Below are 16,746 nucleotides of genomic sequence, written 5' to 3'. Positions count from 1 at the left end.
TTATTTTTTTGCTTTTTTTAGTTGGTAGGGCGGGGTGCGCATTTCTTTTAATCCACTTTCTCTGACTCTGTTTGCTACTTCGCTTTGTTTGCTTTTTGTCATCAAATCAGTTTGGATGGCAATAAGCTCGGAGCGTAACTCTTGATTTTCTATTTTTAGTTTTTCAGCTTCGTTGAGCATGCGGACATTGAGGTTTGCGATGTATATATATAAGATTGCTAATGTGGAAAGCACCAGAATGGCAGGGAGTGATTTATTTACCCACTCTTTATTGAGTTTTAACTCCGGCAACTTTTTCTTTGATTCATAGTTGGGAGTATTCTCGGCAGCCATATTTTCATGCTTGTCTTGTGACATCTGTTTTTTATGTGATTTTGATTGCTACACGCATTTTTGCACTTCTGGATCTGTTGTTTGTTTTTGTTTCTTCAAAATTTGGTGTAACCGCTTTGCTGCTCAATGGCTTTAAAGGAGTTGTTGATGCTCCGTAAAAATCCTTTTCTACAATTCCTTCAAAATTTCCTGACTTAAAGAAGTTTTTTACTAAGCGGTCTTCCAAGGAGTGATAGCTGATTACTACAAAACGCCCGTCTTTGTTGAGTTTGTTGCATCCGTTGATGAGCAAGTTTTTCAACCCTTCGAGTTCTTGATTGACTTCTATTCGTAACGCCTGAAACACTTGGCTGCGGAATTGACCTTGTTTGCCGGGTTTTTCAAACTCTGCGAGCAATTCAGTCAAATCAGTGGTGGTTTCTATGGGCTTGTTCTTGCGTGCCAAACAGATTGCACGTGCTATCCTGACTGCATTTGAAAGTTCACCGTATTCATAAAATATGCGGGTAAGTTCTTGCTCTGAGTATTCATTCAATAGGGTTTTTGCAGACAGGTTATTGTCTATGTTCATGCGCATATCTACAGTGCCGTCAAAGCGATGAGCAAAGCCTCTTTCGGGTGTGTCAATCTGATGTGATGAAATCCCCAAATCCGCTAATATTCCATCCACTTTGTCTATGTTTAGGTAGTCAAGAAATTGTTTGATATAACCGTAGTTGTGATTAACAAAGAGGAGTCGGTCGTCATCGGGAATGTTTTTGGCTGCATCGCTGTCCATGTCAAAGGCAATAAGCTGTCCTTTATTGAGTTTGTTAAGAATGAGTTTAGAATGTCCTCCACCGCCAAATGTCGCGTCCACATAAGTGCCGTCAGGCTTAATGTCCAATGCAGCAATGGATTCATTAGCCAGTACGGGTATGTGGTAGTTAGCGGTTTGCATCTTGGATGTCGCCAGGTTTATTTCCTAATAATTTTTCTGCGGTTGAGCCAAAGTCGTCTGCGTCAAAGGACATTTCTTCTTTATAATTTTTCTCTGACCAGATTTCTATTTTGTTGCCATAAGCTGAGAGCACTACATTCCCTTTTATTTCTGCATAGTCAAGTAATTTCTTGGGGATGAGTATTCGCGCATTGTTGTCAACAGACAAAATGTTAGCTCCGTTGTTATATTGCCTGATAAATCTTCTTGACTCACGGTTGAATTCGTTGAGAATATTCAGCTTTTCGGATTCCTTGTTCCAATCTTCCATGACATAAAGAACAAGGCAACATTCAAATCCTCGGTTGATGACCATCGTTTGTTCCATGCCTGCCGGAATTTGCATACGCAGCTTGGATGGCAGGGCTATTCTGCCTTTGTTGTCAATTTTGCAGTCAAATTCTCCTATGAACTTTGCCATTTCTTGTTAATGCCAATCGGGGTGTAAAAGTATAACAGATTTTCCCACATTTCACCACTTTCTTCCATTTTATACCACAAATTTTCAACATTATTTTTAAATATCACATAATCAAATAGTTGCAACTTTGTGAATTATGCAGGATTTGACTTTACTCCTGAAATTTGACAAGTGCACTGTTGAGAATATTAAATAAAGGGGATGTTTGCTTCGTGCTGCAAACTATGTTTGGAGCCGGAAGGGTAAATTAAATTACTTAATTTTCCTATTTTTGAAGTCATTAATGCGAGTTGTGCTTCTCTTCATTGTTTCACTTTGCTTGTTCTCATGTGCACATGAGAGGGTATATCACACATTGGTAACTAAAATGAATCATCATTTGAAATCCAATATTGAACACAAAACCTTTCATGTTGAGTATGACATGGCGCTCTATACACATAATTTCTCTGACACCAATTTGTGTAAAATGCAAATGTTTGCAAAGTATGTAAACGACACTACGAGCGAATATATAATAGAATGGCGCAATGGCGGGCGAGTAATTTTTGCTCTGTTCAAAGACGGAATACAATATACGGTAAATGAGAACGTGTCGAGCGACTCTGCTTGGCTAAGTATAAAAGAATTTTTGGCAAATAGATTTGATAGATTTCCTTTTTGGGTTGACAATCATGCAATTCAATTTTTTGACAGCACTACAACCATTTATCTGAAATCGGATGATTTGTATTATGACACATCCCGCAAAATAGCAATCAGGTTCAATCAACAAGGAGAGGCGGCTTATGCCTCATTGAGCCTCTTTGGTATCTCCAATATTTCACATAATGATTTTGTGCTGAGAAGTCATCAGGAAATCACAAATCAGGAGTTTGACTCTATTTTTCAGACCTACAAGGGATATTTTGACAAGAATATAACTGAAACAGAAAAAAGAAAACAAAATCCTAATCTTATTAACTTAAAATCATTAGATGAATTGGTTCCTATCAGTTTGTTTTCGTATGATGAGAAACAGCCTTGGGTATTAAACACAGAAGACAGCTTATATCGCCTGATTGATTTTTCGTTTGCACGATGTGTCCCCTGTCATCAGGCAGCACAATTATTGGATTCATTTGCGTTGCAATATTCACATAAAGTTCGATATCTGACCATTGACCCCTATGATAAATATCCCAAAGATACTGCGATATTGAATCAGTTTAAGCACAAGTATAGCCATACATCCATCATGCTTGCCCATAAGAATATAATGGCTATCAATGTGTTTGATGTTACAACGTTTCCAACTATTCTTCTCGTTGACCCACAGGGTAAGATTCTGTTTAGGCAGAATGGATATAGCGAAGATTTGTTTACAACACTCGCACAATACCTGAATAATTAAGCCCTAAAGAGCGTTTAGGTTTTTGTGTATTTTTGCCTCATGACCGTCTTCACAGATCAGTTAGGGTGCAAAGTCGAAATCAATGTGCCGCCTCAGCGGATTGTTTCTGTGGTGCCGTCTCAGACCGAATTGCTTTACGATATTGGCTGTGGAGAAAGGATTGTGGGGCAAACTATTTTCTGTATTCACCCCGAATCAAAATTCAAAACCACCTGCAAAGTCGGAGGACCTAAAAAGCTTAATATACCTAAGATTCGCTCTTTAAAACCTGATTTAATTATTGCCAATAAGGAAGAGAATATCAAAGAAGAAATTGAGGAATTGGCAAAGGATTGTCCGGTGTGGGTGAGCGATATCGCTAAACTTGAAGATGCTTATACAATGATTGCTACTATTGGGCAGATTTGTCAAAGAGTTTCTGAAACCCATGCCTTGAACAAGAGAATCAAAGCAGGGTTTGAACAATTAAATATTTCAATTCGACATAGTTGCATTTATATGATATGGCGTAATCCTTATATGCTTGTTGGGGGAGGCACCTTTATCAATGACATGCTTCAGCGTGCAGGGTTTGAGAATGTTTGTGCCAATATGGACAGATACCCATCTTTAGAAAGTGAATCACTCAGAAAACTAAATCCGGAGTTTGTGTTGCTTTCTTCAGAACCATATCCCTTCAAGGAAAAGCATCGTGCAGAATTTGAAGCCATTTTTCCCAATGCAAAAATTATCTTTGTGGATGGAGAGATGTTTACTTGGTATGGCAGTCGTTTACAATATGCTGCGGAGTATTTTCAGGGGCTGACAATCAGGCAATAAATACTAACGACTTATTTTTAAAACTGTTGAAATAAAAACAAGTCCTGAAGAATTTCAACAGGGCTTGTTTCGGATTATTACCAAACATAGTATCTGAAACCTAAATAACATGTAATACCCATAGAGGGTCCCCAAACCAAAGTAGGGTCAAAGTATGGACTCTCAGGGTTGGAAGCCAAACGAATCAAGTCCTTTTGTACAATATTTAACATGTTCTCAGCACCGATATAGGCTTCAAACTGTTTACTGAATTTCTTTGTTATTTGTGCCATCACACTTGTGTACGATGGGCTGTATGAGGGCATGTCGCTCAGTTCATTAGGTAGGTTGTTCCCTTGAGGTAATCTCTTTTGACTCTGCCAGTTTACTGTTGCATCATAAGACCATCCTTTACGGGTCTCATAAGCAATGTTGACAAAAGCTCTGTGTGGAGAAATCAATGGATTGAAACGTGTAGTTCCATCAAGGTATCCGCTGCGCGAATCAATAAAGCGATAAGCCATACGGACATCAAACCTCTTAGCAGGAGAAAAATCAAGCTCTACACTGGCAGAGTGAGAGTAAGATTTTAGTCCCAATGCTGCGATATTGTAGAATCGAATTTGCGAAGCTTCATAATCTCTGTCCACCTGTAATTGTTCATCAAACCATGTAAAGTAGTAGTCAAGCATTAGTGTTGCAGGACGGAAGAATAATTTAAATGCCTTAGTGTATGAAAATCCTGAATTCCAAGAAACTTCTTGCTGCAATCCATAAAACCCATTACTCGCATTAAAGGGTAAAATCACTCTTCTTCCGGAACTGAATATGCCTTGGTAATCAGCAAAAGGATTAGATGTTCTTTGCCCCCTGCCGGCTCCAAATCTGACTTCATTTCTCTTGTTAATTGTCCATTTCCCATGTAGGCGCGGAGTGAAAATTGAACCAAAAAAGTTGTGATAATCATAGCGAATACCACCAACCAAAACAAGATTTTTAATGCTTGATTCTGTCCATTCAAAAAACACCCCCGACACGAGTTCTTTTCTATTCAGATTTAAGTCGTAAAAGCTGTCTTTAAATTTTTCTCCGGTTTGGTTGCCATAGAATGTGGCTCCAATCATATATTGATGAAATGAATTTCCTGCCAAACCTTGGAAAACCCATTTCAGGTTCATTGCCTTTTCATCTCCTTTATAGTTACGCTCTCCAAAATGATTTTCGAGCTTTTGAGAATGGACATTGGCTCTGAATCCCATGGAATTATTGGCATGTGCGTTAGCATGTTCATCTTTCGGATGATGTTTATCTTCAAAAATATGTCCAAGCATAGCTTCAGCCTCGAAACGCTCATTTTTTGAAGCACTCGTCCAATCTATATTGCCGGTTTTTATGAAATCATTTACGCCCAAATTTTGATCATAATTGAAGTACTTAATACCAATATTTCCCTCCCAATTTTTCTTCATGAACATCCATGAATTGCTAAAATTCAGTTTTTTTTGAAGTGGAAAATCTTGAAATCCGTCCTTGTTGATATCTGATTTGGCATAAGTCCCGGAACCATGCAGCATGGCAGTAGTTGCCCAGTTGTTACTTATTTGCTGCGAATAAACCACATTGCCTTCGGGTCGCAGATTGAAAGGATTAAAATATCCGTTAATGATTAGCCTCTCTTTGTGAGTAGGTTTTCTAAGTTCAATGTTTAATGAGCCGGTCATTCCTTCATAGCCATTGGTAACAGACCCAACTCCCTTGGCTAATTGCATTCCTTTTACAAAAATCCCCGGAATATAGGTCAGACCGCTTGAGGCAATCAAACCCGAAGCAAAAGGCATGTTGTCCACCTGGGTTTGAATATAAATTCCGGAAAATCCCATCATCTGAATCTGACGTATTCCCGTTACTGCATCGGATGTTGTAACATCTACTGCCGAAATGGTTTCGAAACTTTCTGAAAGGTTACAACAAGCCGCTTTGGCAAACTCTCTATCAGAAAAACGAGTTATACTTCGGATATCTTTTTTGTTAAGTGTTTTAGCACCTTTTACATCGCCAATATTGACGGTATTGAGCACCGTGGAAGGTGATAATACAACATCTACATGCGTTTGCCCTTTTGCTATCACTATTTCTGCCGGTTCAAATCCCACCATTGTAACAAATAGAGTGTCCTGTTCGGGTATAGTTGCTATAGTGAAATGACCTACCGAATCCGACTTGGTATTGGTTAATACAAAGCCTTTCCAATAGATATAGGCTTCTTCAAGTGGTTCCGTTTTGCTTCTGACAACTCCGTGTAGCTCTTGTCCATAGACTCTGCACGAAAGGAACGTGATGACTAAGAGGGCATATATCTTTAGTGATTGCATGAGTGACCTCCTCTATATTGGCAACAATCAGGGAGTGCATTGTAGATATTGTCCGGAGCTTTGACCAAATCTGTGTCGTGTCCTACTCCTGCAATAGTGTTGTGAATTTCCTGAATGGTGATTTTCTTTGTATTATAAGTAACAGTGAGGATATGTGTAGATACTTCCCAGCTTGCATATCGTATTCCTTTGATATCAAGAGCTTGTTCAATTCTTTCCTTACATTCGCCACAACATCCGTCCACTTTGAAAGTTTCTGTTACAAATTTTTTAGATTTATTTGCTGTATTGTTGTCGGTAAAGCTCATCACAGACATGAATGTCAAGCCTGCAATCACCATAAATATGGGTTTTAAAATTAGATTTTTCATTTTTTATTTTTTTTAGATTAGGTAAAATACTTTTGCAGTGATTACGCAAGAGAGTTGGCTAAAAAGTATAAAATAACGCACTCCTTCTGTCGCTCAGTTTAATCCAAGCGCACAAATCAAAAAATAAAAAAATCAAATGAGGTAATGGCAATCTTTAATACAAATATTCCGTCCCGATAATGTGAGCGGATTGATTAAAGATAAGATGTTATGGTTTGAAGTGTTTTCCTTGCAAACTGTTGATGATATCAACAATGGAAGGTTAATTACATACTCAACGCTCACTTGTTGGATTTTGCTATCAGGTCTAAAAGAAAGCATGTCAACATTATGCGCTTTCACAATTTGAGTTTGACAACAATCAGACTGCGATATGACACAATTTTGAGAGTGTTTATGTTGTGAAGAAGACTCACAACAGCTCTTTACGATTTCCTTTTTGCAACAAGACTTGTTGGCTTCCGTTTTCTGGATCTCTGTGTTCATTTTACATGATTGGCTGTCGTCCCACAATGAGATGTCGGAGGCTGCACCATGACAATAATGTACAAAAAGAGTAAAGCCGGGTACGCTTCCAATTACAAAGAAAGTGAGTAATATGGCAAATATCTTTCTAAACACTGCTGCAAAGATAGCGAGTTTTTTTCAAAATAGATATAAACCAAAAAGGGCTCTACTGAATGCAGAACCCTTTTTAGATGTAAGAATAACAGATTTAGATTATTTGCTAATTACAAATCTTGAAATCATAGTTTTATTTTCTGTTTCGGCTTTAATGAAATAAACACCACTTGCAAGTCCAGAAACATTGATGGCAATGTCGCCTATAGTATTATTCTTGCCAAACACGACTTTTTGCACTTGTTTGCCGGTATAGTCAATAATATAAAGAGCCGTGATTCCTTCTGGGACATTATATTCTATGTTGATTATATCAGTAGTTGGATTTGGATAAGTTTTGATAAATGATTTATCTGAGGTTTGAGATACTCCTAAGTTTACAACAGATTTATTTTGAGTTAAAGTACATTCACAACCGTCAGCATTGATAGCATGCAGTTCAACTAAATAATTGCCATCTTCACTGAATTGGTGAATTGGGCTTTGCTCGGTGGATGTCGAACCGTCTCCAAAGTTCCAATTATAGGTTGAGTAATCATTACGTGCAGGGACATATTTATAAGTTCTATGTCCAGGCAAATAATCATCCTCTATAGAGAAGCTGCAAATTGCCATCTCGCCAATAAAAATCTGCTTTGAAGCAGTATCAGGACAGTTGCCATTGACATTTGTAATCAACATGATATTAAAATTCTGTCCGGTTGAATTAGAGTAGGAGTGATTGGCATTCTTAGTGTTCATAGAGTCTCCATCGCCAAACCTCCATTTGTAATTAATTGTACCGGGTACTAATTTAGAAGTATTGTTGAAAGACATCAAGGTGCCGGCACAGCCCTTATTTTCAGCAGTAAATTCAGCTTTGGCGGTTTGATTAACTGTCAAGTTCTTGCTGAGTGAACTTTCACAACCCTTATCTGTTATGACGGTTAATAAAAATGTCTTCAATCCGGGTGTTGTAGCGGTATAGTTTGCATCCTTTGTAAAAGACTGGGTTTCGAAATTCAAATCCCATGTATAGGATTGGATAGAACCACTGCCGATGGTGGAATTATTTGTCAAATAAATTGCTTTGTCGGTACATGCCCCTGTAATTGTAAAGTCAACCGAAGGTGCTTCATAAATAGTAATGCTCTTTTTAATTGAGTCTTTGCAACCTGCAGAGGTATAGACTAATAAATTAATATTATAAGTGCCACTGTTTGCAAATGGATATTGTGGGCTTTTAGTAGTAGAAGTTCCCAAATTTCCAAATTTCCAATTCGAGAAGAAAGAACCTGAATCAAGGATGGTTGTGTTGTCAAAATTTACCAATGCCCCTTGACATAAAATACCTGAACTTTCTTGAAAATCAGCCTTAGGAGAATAATAAATATTAGCAAGTTGTGTAAATGAGTCAGTACATCCGTTGTCCCCGTCAGCAATCAGTCTTAAAGCATAGACACCGCCTTTATTGTACTTGATTATTGGCTCTTTTGTGCTGAAGCTTCTTCCATCGCCATATTTCCAAGTATATGTTACAGTACCTGAAGTATAAGTAGAGTTGTTTTTGGTGTGTACATCAAGTCCTGCACAGAGATTATTGTCGTATGTGAATTTAACATCCGGCTTCTCCTTGATATTAACTGTAAAACTTGTATCAATTTTGAGATTGTAATTGTTGGTGAGCGTGAGTTTTACAGTATAGTTTCCAAAACCTTTATACACTACTGTCGGGTTTGTTAAAATTGAACTTTCACCATTGCCAAAGTCCCAATAATAGTTAACCGTTCCGTGAGAGATATTAGATAGATTCTTAAATACAGTTTGGTTGTTTTGACAAGCAGCTGTAAAAGAAATGTCAATTACAGGTCTTGCTGTAATAAGTATTTGGCGGTTGATTACCGTGTCACAATAAGGATAAATAGCCAAGTTCTTAACACCTACACTAATATTCACTATAGAATCAACCCAATCTTCAGTTGGCGTATATGTCAGTCTTAAATTATTGCCTGAAGATGGCGGATTGTTAGTGATACTATAGTGTGCAGCAGGTACAAGTGTTCCATTCATGGTTGTAAAGTCTAAAGACGAAACGGTCCATTTGGTTCCAAAATCACTGTTTGAATATCCAAGGGGCGCTTGCATTTCATAAATCATGGGTTTTCTGCTCATGATTGTATCTCTGTGTTGCCCTGCTTTTCCGTCAAAGGGTGCAATAGACTGAATTTTAGTCTCAGGGAGGTCAACAGGTTTGCGGTATGTTCGTTCGCTAAAACTACCCGGACATTCTATTCTGTAATAGATATTGGTGTGGTATCCGTAACCGGACAGAACTTGAATGACGGTTCCGGGGCTGCCTGCCGATTGTTGGGTGTAATGACTTGCATAAGTTTTGATTTGAGGGTTGTCATAAATGATTGGAGTTCCTCCACCTACAGATAATCCCACCCCGTTGTTAGTGGCAGAATCACCACCGTCAAATATGTGAAATCCAATGGTTTCTCCTCGTTTTATTTTTACCCCTCCTACATATATCTTATTTCTGTTGGAAGCATAGACTGAGTCCTTTCCTTTATATGCTAACGACCATGCTCCAAAATTCTGGATTTGAGGTACATATGAGCCGGGCGTAGTGTATACTTCATATCTCCACTTACAATCTGTTCTAACCACAACTTCAAGAGAATCTACATAAATATCTGTTTTTGCAGTAATATCAATATAGCTGCCGGAAATGGTAGGGGGAGCGAAGGCGGCACTTGATGGAAGAGGAGAGGAACTATTTGTTGGGTACTGAAAATCCTCTTTGAAACCGGTTTCTAAAAACAACGTGGTGTCATTGGCTAATACGCCAAAATTAACCTTGGGTCCCACATAAATTGGTAGTGTATCACTCAGACTCTTATACCATTTTGCAGTTTGTTTGCCTGAAATAGGAATAGAATCTATCATGGGCAGATGTCCGCAAAACGAAGAATCTACATCGGGGTAGAAGAGTGGGGAGGGTAGATTTTTGAAGTTATTGACATAAACAGTATCAGAATTCAATTTAACTAAATCTCCTGATAAGTCAGAATAAATGACAAAAGTGAAAGTTGAGTCATAAGCAATTTTGATTGTGTCTGGTAGAATGACTACAGTGTCTGCGCATTGTGACAAGGTTGAAGTCAGTGTATAGCTGTAATGCTGAGTATAATTCCCGTCATTGATGTCTGCATAAAATGGAATATTGGAGGCGGGTGTCGTACCGGCATTTTTGATGCGCAAATTAATTTGTGCAAAAGGATCTGCGCATCCTGTTGACAAAGGTCTTGTCATAGATACTAATTGCACGTTGGTGGCTACGGCTGATTTAGGAGAATAAACTTCTACGTTATCAACTGCAAACCAACCACCACTTTGGCAATAAAATCGGAATCTGATTTTGGTTTTGCAATTATTTCTGCCCAATGCAGAGATGTCAAATGTGTCTCTTTGTCCTGTGGTTGCTGTATCAATATAAACTTTTGCAGTTTTCCAATAGTTTCCGTCAAAAACATCAATAAATATAGATGTTCTATTGCTTAAAGCCGGTTGGGTTGACAAATCAAAACTAATGAACAAGGAATCATATCCAATTGTAGAGAAAACCGGAGATTCAAGTCCGATGTCCTCTAATGCGCCATTATTAGAGTAATTGTCGCTGTCATAAATTGCAAATTTGCCTGAAAATCCTCCTGAAGGAGTGCGACTTCCGGGATTGTCAAAGTGCCAATAGTCTGTTAATGCACTCGAAGTGTAGTATTGAACATTCTTCCAGCCAACCGGAGGAGTGGTATCTGAGGATACTGAAAAATCCTCAGAAAGTAATACTGTCTGTGCCTGAGCGCTCATAAAGCCGAGTGCAAGCATCATGAATAGTGTAGTAATTTTTTTCATAGTCAGGATTATTTTTAATTGAGGGCTAAGGTATTATAATAAATCCGAAAAAAGATAATTTTAAAGAGAAAAATTTTAAAAAAATATGTTAGTGCTTGATTAGTAAGCATTTGCCTAAAAAATCAAGGTCCATTTTCCAGTTATATTGTTGGGCGTAATAAATGTTGCTTTCTTTGAGAAACAAATCATTTTCTTTTGAATACAGTTCGACATAATCTTTTAGTTCAAAAACACTTTCTTTGATTTGTGGAAGTGAATTTTCCATTACAGCAACATTGTATCCAATCCAAGTCTTTTTGCCTGTTATAACACTTGTCCATGCGCCCCAAATTCCTTTTCTTCGAAATAAGAACAATAGCATAAAGGGCAGTAAAATAACCGAACTGATAATGTCAAATATGCGTTTGTTTAAGACAGCGCTTGGAGTGGCTATTTTATAGTCCTTATCTGTTGAGTAAAAATTGCCGGATTTGTTTTTGTGGTTGCTGCCCACTATAAAGTCCAGACCCGGAGGCAGGACTTTAACCGAGATTCTGGTTAGATTCGGGTGTTCTAATATCTCAATAATTGTTTTATTGCTCAGGTCTTCGGTACAAAGGACTATTTCATCAATTTTATAAAAATCAAGATAAGGCATTAAATCAGTTTTGGTTTGCTCCATATCTGACACAATCATAGTGATTACCTCTGTTGTGATGCCTGTAGAGACTAAGATTTTCCGTACTTTGTCAATAGATTTAGGACTCCCAACTACAAGAACTCTTTTCTCTCTATGGCTTCCCAAAGAGAATGAGCGGGTTTTGATAAAATTCAGAATCGAACGATAAATGGCTAAAATGCTCAAACCTAAGAATGCTCCCAAAAGTAATATGGCTCTTGAGTAACGCAGGGTTTCGGGCAAAAACGCATAAAAAATGACCAATATTGCAGAGGCAATAAAAAAACCACGCCAGAGATTATTTCCCGAAAAATATCTGCGATAAGCCCCGCCTAACATTAATCCTATTATCAAAATCAATGAATAGGACGTGAGGTGATAAACAAAATATTCCTTAGGATATGCGCCTCCTTCGACCCATTTGTTATATTCCTCCCAATATCTTGTGACACCAAAGTAAGATAAATACAAGAGTATAAATTCAATTAAAACAGGGAGGCTTTTTGTCGCAAATCGTTTGATTAATGCTGCAAATGCACGAAGATATACTGCCAGGTAAATCATTTTTCCCAGCATTTTCCCTGATTTAATCCCAAAGTGCTTTTCTGCAAAGATGATCATAGCTTGATAGAACACTTGGACATAGTGAAGACTGTTTTTCTTTGTGCTCTCGCCTTTGTAATGTATGATTGAGGTTTCGGGGAAATAGTAGTTTTTGTACCCGGACTGCGTGATACGGTAGCTCAAATCAATATCTTCGCCATACATAAAGAATGTTTCATCTAACAAACCGGATTTGTCCAAAGCCTCTTTTCGCATTAACATAAATGCACCGGATAGCACATCCACTGAGTTTGTCTCAAACTCATTTAGGTATTTGAGGTGGTAGGAGCCGAACTTTTTGGATTTTGGAAATAATGAAGCTAATCCGAAGATTTTATAAAAAGATGTTGTTGGAGTAGGAAGTCCTCTTTTGCTTTCGGGCAAAAATTTACCGCCTCCATCAATCATTCTCACCCCCAAAGCACCACAGTCGTAGGTGTGCTCCATAAAGTCAAAACATTTGTTCAGTGTGTCCTCGGCAACAACAGTATCCGGATTGAGTAATAGCACATATTTGCCCGTACTTATTTTAATTCCTTGATTGTTGGCTCCTGAAAAACCAAGATTTTTTTTGTTCTCAATGAGGTGTACTGAGGGGTATTTTTCTCTGACAACCTTGCAACTGTCATCTGACGAAGCGTTGTCCACTACAATAATTTCAAATTTCAAATTACCCGTAGAACGTTGTACAGCAAGTATTGCCTGTTCCAGAAACCTGCGTACATTGTAGCTGACTATGATTATACTCAGGTCGCTCATCAGAGATTGTTATATTTCGTAAGGAACTCTGTTGATGATCGAGCGTCCCAATGTGATTTCATCAGTAAACTCAAGGTCGGAACCCACAGAAATCCCTCTGGATATTACACTGACATTTACTGCAATTTCCTTGAGTTTTTTGCTCAAATAATAAGTGGTTGTATCGCCTTCCATGTTAGCACTCAATGCAAAAACAACTTCTGTAACTTGGTTGGTTTGGATTCGCTCAAAAAGTTTAGAAACATTCAGTTCTTCGGGTCCAATGCCATCGATGGGCGAAATCAATCCTCCCAATACATGATACAAACCTTTGAATTGAACGGTATTTTCAACTGCCATTACATCTTTAAAATCTTCTACTACACAAATCATTTGTTTGTTGCGAATCGGAGAAGCACAAATGCTACATACGTCTGTGTCCGAAAGATTACCACATTCTGTACAGAGTTTTAGTTGAGTCTTGATGGCTTTTATTGCTTCTGCCAGTCTAATCACTTCGTTTTCAGGTCTTTTTGCCAAATACAAAACCATGCGTAAAGCACTTTTGCTGCCCACTCCGGGGAATTTGGAAAAATACTCTACTGCTTGTTCAATGGTTTTGGATGAATATGCCATCAGAAGTCTTATTTTCTATGCTTTGCAAAGCTAAACTTTTTTTAGATTGAATGTTTTGGCACCCATCAACAATGTGTTTTATGTATAAAAGTTGAATAGGGCTCAGCCTTTAAGTAAATGTTTGTAATGTGCTCTGAACTTGGCGATTTTTGGGCTGATAACAGCTTCACAATAAGGCTCGTCAGGATTATTTGCAAAATAGTTATGATGGTATTGTTCGGCTCGATAGAAGTTAATCAGTGGAGAGATTTCGGTAATAATAGGCTTGTCATAAATGTTTTGTGAGTCAATCTCTTTCATTACTTTCTCGGCTATTTCTTGCTGGGTATGATCTGCATAAAAAATAACACTTCGGTATTGTGTCCCTATATCATTTCCTTGTCGGTTAAGGGTAGTAGGGTTGTGTGTGGTAAAAAATATGGATAAGAGCGTATGTAGCGACACCACTTCAGGTTCAAACCAAACTTTAATCACCTCTACATGTCCTGTCATTCCGGTGCAAACCTCTTTGTAACTTGGGTTTTTGATATGTCCTCCGGAATACCCTGACTCTACTTTTGTTACTCCTTGGATTTGACTAAAAACAGATTCGGTACACCAAAAGCAGCCCCCGCCCAATACTATCGTTTCTTTGCCCATAATCGCTTTTTACTTTATAGACAATAATTCTCTGTATTTGGGAATCTGCCACAAACTGTCATCAATCAGTCTTTCCAACTTATCTGCCTGATAGCGGATTTCATCAAAAAGCGGCAGTACTTTTTCGCAATAAGCCAAAGCTTTTTCAGCATGAGATTCTATCAGATTCGCTCTTTTTCTTTCATCTACCATGAGTTTTGTAAAATGTTGAACCTGCTGAATATAAAAGCCTATTTTGCCTGCAAGATCAAGTGTAGCGGCATATAATTCCGGTTTGATTCCTAACTCTTTTTGTAGTTTTAGATTTTCTAAAACGCGTGTATGGAACTCAATAGCCGGAGGAATAATGTTGGTTTTTACCATGTCAGCCAACACCCTGCCTTCTATTTGGAGTTTGAGTGCATAGCTTTCGTAGCGTATATCTGTGCGTGCTTCTATCTCCTCTTCGGATAAAATTCCGTTGTCAATAAAAATCTTTTTTGATTGCGGTTTCAAATAAGTAGCAAGAGAGTGAGGCGTGGTTTTGATATTTTCCAAACCTCGTTTTTTAGCTTCTTGTTCCCATTCTTTACTGTAGCCGTTTCCTTCAAAAATCACTTTGGATGATTTCTTGATGTAACTTCTCAATACCTGTTGGATTGCCCTTTCTTTAGAGTTGCCCTTTTTCTTAAGTGCTTCCACATCTTTTAAAAATTCTTTTAGTTGATTTCCTACAATCGTGTTGAGTACAGACATAGAAGAAGCACAGTTGTCGGAGGAACCTACGGCACGCAACTCAAATTTATTGCCGGTAAAAGCAAAAGGTGATGTTCTGTTGCGGTCTGTATTGTCCTGCAAAATAGGTGGAATATGAGGAATATTCAAGGTCTTCTCGTCAGTTCCTCCTTTGGATTTGTTTGATTTCTCTTTTTCGAAATCATTTAAAATTTCGCTTAGGAAACTACCAATAAACACTGACATAATCGCAGGAGGGGCTTCGTTTGCACCCAGTCGGTGGTCGTTGCTGGCAGTACCTATACTTGCTCTCAACAGTGCGCCATGATCGTATATAGCCTTAATGGTATTGATAAAAAAAGTCAAGAATTGCAGATTCTCAATCGGTGTTTTTCCGGGTGAAAACAGATTCACACCGGTATCTGTGATGATAGACCAGTTATTGTGTTTGCCGCTGCCATTGACTCCTTTGAAAGGTTTTTCGTGAAGCAAAACCTTCAAATTAAATTTTTCACTGATTGATTCCATCAAATCCATCAACAATGAATTGTGGTCAATCGCAAGGTTGATTGTTTCAAACATAGGGGCACATTCATATTGGCAGGGTGCTACTTCGTTATGCCTGGTTTTGAGCGGAATTCCGAGCTTTAATGCTTCTTTTTCCAAAGCAGTCATAAACTCAAAAACCCTTTCAGGAATGCTTCCAAAATAATGGTCTTCCAGTTGTTGCCCCTTAGCAGGCGCATGCCCCAACAGTGTTCTTCCGGCAAGCATCAAGTCTTGGCGTTTGCGGTACAACTTATAGTCAACCACGAAATACTCCTGCTCAATTCCAAGCGACACGTTGGTGTGTTTGACTTTTTTATCAAATAGAGCGCAAACTTCTGTTGCAGTGTCTTGCACAAATTTTGCAGAACGCAACATGGGTGTTTTATAGTCTAACGCTTGTCCTGTATATGACACAAACACGGTTGGAATACAGAGTGTTTTGCCGGATGCTTTTTCTAAAATAAATGCCGGAGAGGAGGGGTCCCAAGCCGAATATCCTCTGGCTTCAAAGGTGTTACGCATACCTCCGTTTGGAAAACTGGATGCATCCGGTTCCTGTTGCACAAGTGACTTGCCTGAAAAAACCTCCATTCCGGAATCAATGCCGGTGGGTTCAAAAAAAGCATCGTGTTTCTCGGCAGTTGTGCCTCTGAGCGGCTGAAACCAGTGTGTGTAGTGGGTTACACCTTTATTAATAGCCCACTTTTTCATGCCTTCGGCAATCTCATCGGCCATCTTGCGCGAAAGGTGTTCTCCGCTAAGTGCCACTTTTTCGAGTTCTTTGATTACTTGTGCTGATAGATATTTTTTTGCATTCTTACCGGCAAAAACATTCATCCCAAAATACGAAGAAATCTGATTGAAATTGATACTCTGCGTGTTTGTTTTAGGATCTGACGAGTGGTCAGGGCTTAGATTTGTTTTTGCCATGTGTGAAAGAAAATTAGGTTGCAAAAATCTATGAAAAAATACTTTTGCTCAGTTTTTTTTTAATCAAGTTTTTAACAATGTTGTTCTCTATGAA

At 38.4% G+C, this 16,746-nt stretch carries 12 protein-coding genes; 2 read left to right on the top strand and 10 right to left on the bottom strand.

Going from position 1 to position 16,746, the window contains the following annotated elements:
* From M9892_07050 to mraZ, 3 genes are read right to left on the bottom strand one after another with little or no spacing between them, the layout of a single operon-like run.
* Entirely contained in the window at positions 1-357 is a 357-nt protein-coding gene (locus M9892_07050; protein ID MCO5254101.1) for an FtsL-like putative cell division protein, read from the bottom strand.
* 7 nt (positions 358-364) lie between these two features.
* Positions 365-1,273 carry a 16S rRNA (cytosine(1402)-N(4))-methyltransferase RsmH gene (rsmH, locus tag M9892_07045; protein ID MCO5254100.1) on the bottom strand — a complete coding sequence of 303 codons (909 nt, stop codon included), beginning with the start codon at positions 1,271-1,273 and terminating at the stop codon, positions 365-367.
* On the bottom strand, positions 1,260-1,733 hold the full coding sequence (mraZ, locus tag M9892_07040; GenBank protein ID MCO5254099.1) for a division/cell wall cluster transcriptional repressor MraZ: 474 nt from the start codon (positions 1,731-1,733) through the stop codon (positions 1,260-1,262). Before mraZ ends, rsmH begins: the two co-directional genes overlap by 14 nt.
* Before the next feature lie 367 nt (positions 1,734-2,100).
* Here mraZ and M9892_07035 point away from each other — a divergent pair, with 367 nt between their 5' ends.
* Positions 2,101-3,126, top strand: a complete 1,026-nt coding sequence (locus M9892_07035) for a hypothetical protein (protein MCO5254098.1) — start codon at positions 2,101-2,103, stop codon at positions 3,124-3,126.
* 39 nt (positions 3,127-3,165) lie between these two features.
* Entirely contained in the window at positions 3,166-3,945 is a 780-nt protein-coding gene (locus tag M9892_07030; GenBank protein MCO5254097.1) for a helical backbone metal receptor, read from the top strand.
* A gap of 77 nt (positions 3,946-4,022) precedes the next feature.
* On the opposite strand, the gene M9892_07025 is transcribed toward M9892_07030, so the two are convergent.
* The 7 genes from M9892_07025 to M9892_06995 all read right to left on the bottom strand — a co-directional run bounded on the left by M9892_07025 (position 4,023) and on the right by M9892_06995 (position 16,652).
* Positions 4,023-6,296 carry a carboxypeptidase-like regulatory domain-containing protein gene (locus M9892_07025; protein ID MCO5254096.1) on the bottom strand — a complete coding sequence of 758 codons (2,274 nt, stop codon included), beginning with the start codon at positions 6,294-6,296 and terminating at the stop codon, positions 4,023-4,025.
* Complete coding sequence (locus M9892_07020; GenBank protein MCO5254095.1) at positions 6,284-6,667, bottom strand: cation transporter; 384 nt, start codon at positions 6,665-6,667, stop codon at positions 6,284-6,286. The genes M9892_07025 and M9892_07020 overlap by 13 nt, the downstream gene beginning before the upstream one ends.
* Before the next feature lie 720 nt (positions 6,668-7,387).
* Positions 7,388-11,185, bottom strand: a complete 3,798-nt coding sequence (locus M9892_07015; GenBank protein ID MCO5254094.1) for a PKD domain-containing protein — start codon at positions 11,183-11,185, stop codon at positions 7,388-7,390.
* 88 nt (positions 11,186-11,273) lie between these two features.
* The gene (locus M9892_07010; protein ID MCO5254093.1) at positions 11,274-13,205 is read right to left on the bottom strand and encodes a glycosyltransferase family 2 protein; all 1,932 of its coding nucleotides are present in this window, start codon (positions 13,203-13,205) and stop codon (positions 11,274-11,276) included.
* Between the two features lie 9 nt (positions 13,206-13,214).
* Positions 13,215-13,820, bottom strand: a complete 606-nt coding sequence (recR, locus tag M9892_07005) for a recombination mediator RecR (protein MCO5254092.1) — start codon at positions 13,818-13,820, stop codon at positions 13,215-13,217.
* A gap of 102 nt (positions 13,821-13,922) precedes the next feature.
* On the bottom strand, positions 13,923-14,459 hold the full coding sequence (gene msrA, locus M9892_07000; protein MCO5254091.1) for a peptide-methionine (S)-S-oxide reductase MsrA: 537 nt from the start codon (positions 14,457-14,459) through the stop codon (positions 13,923-13,925).
* A gap of 9 nt (positions 14,460-14,468) precedes the next feature.
* On the bottom strand, positions 14,469-16,652 hold the full coding sequence (locus M9892_06995; GenBank protein ID MCO5254090.1) for a glutamine synthetase III: 2,184 nt from the start codon (positions 16,650-16,652) through the stop codon (positions 14,469-14,471).
* Positions 16,653-16,746: the final 94 nt, after the last annotated feature.

The sequence above is a fragment of the Bacteroidota bacterium genome (assembly GCA_023957335.1).
Taxonomy (GTDB): Bacteria; Bacteroidota; Bacteroidia; order NS11-12g; family UBA955; genus JALOAG01.
This window is presented reverse-complemented; position numbering and strand designations above follow the sequence as displayed.

Bases quoted from the DNA above. Each gene is read 5' to 3' on its own strand.
- M9892_07050 (MCO5254101.1), bottom strand. From the start codon at position 357: ATGTCACAAGACAAGCATGAAAATATGGCTGCCGAGAATACTCCCAAC.
- rsmH (MCO5254100.1), bottom strand. From the start codon at position 1,273: ATGCAAACCGCTAACTACCACATACCCGTACTGGCTAATGAATCCATT.
- mraZ (MCO5254099.1), bottom strand. From the start codon at position 1,733: ATGGCAAAGTTCATAGGAGAATTTGACTGCAAAATTGACAACAAAGGC.
- M9892_07035 (MCO5254098.1), top strand. From the start codon at position 2,101: ATGAATCATCATTTGAAATCCAATATTGAACACAAAACCTTTCATGTT.
- M9892_07030 (MCO5254097.1), top strand. From the start codon at position 3,166: ATGACCGTCTTCACAGATCAGTTAGGGTGCAAAGTCGAAATCAATGTG.
- M9892_07025 (MCO5254096.1), bottom strand. From the start codon at position 6,296: ATGCAATCACTAAAGATATATGCCCTCTTAGTCATCACGTTCCTTTCG.
- M9892_07020 (MCO5254095.1), bottom strand. From the start codon at position 6,667: ATGAAAAATCTAATTTTAAAACCCATATTTATGGTGATTGCAGGCTTG.
- M9892_07015 (MCO5254094.1), bottom strand. From the start codon at position 11,185: ATGAAAAAAATTACTACACTATTCATGATGCTTGCACTCGGCTTTATG.
- M9892_07010 (MCO5254093.1), bottom strand. From the start codon at position 13,205: ATGAGCGACCTGAGTATAATCATAGTCAGCTACAATGTACGCAGGTTT.
- recR (MCO5254092.1), bottom strand. From the start codon at position 13,820: ATGGCATATTCATCCAAAACCATTGAACAAGCAGTAGAGTATTTTTCC.
- msrA (MCO5254091.1), bottom strand. From the start codon at position 14,459: ATGGGCAAAGAAACGATAGTATTGGGCGGGGGCTGCTTTTGGTGTACC.
- M9892_06995 (MCO5254090.1), bottom strand. From the start codon at position 16,652: ATGGCAAAAACAAATCTAAGCCCTGACCACTCGTCAGATCCTAAAACA.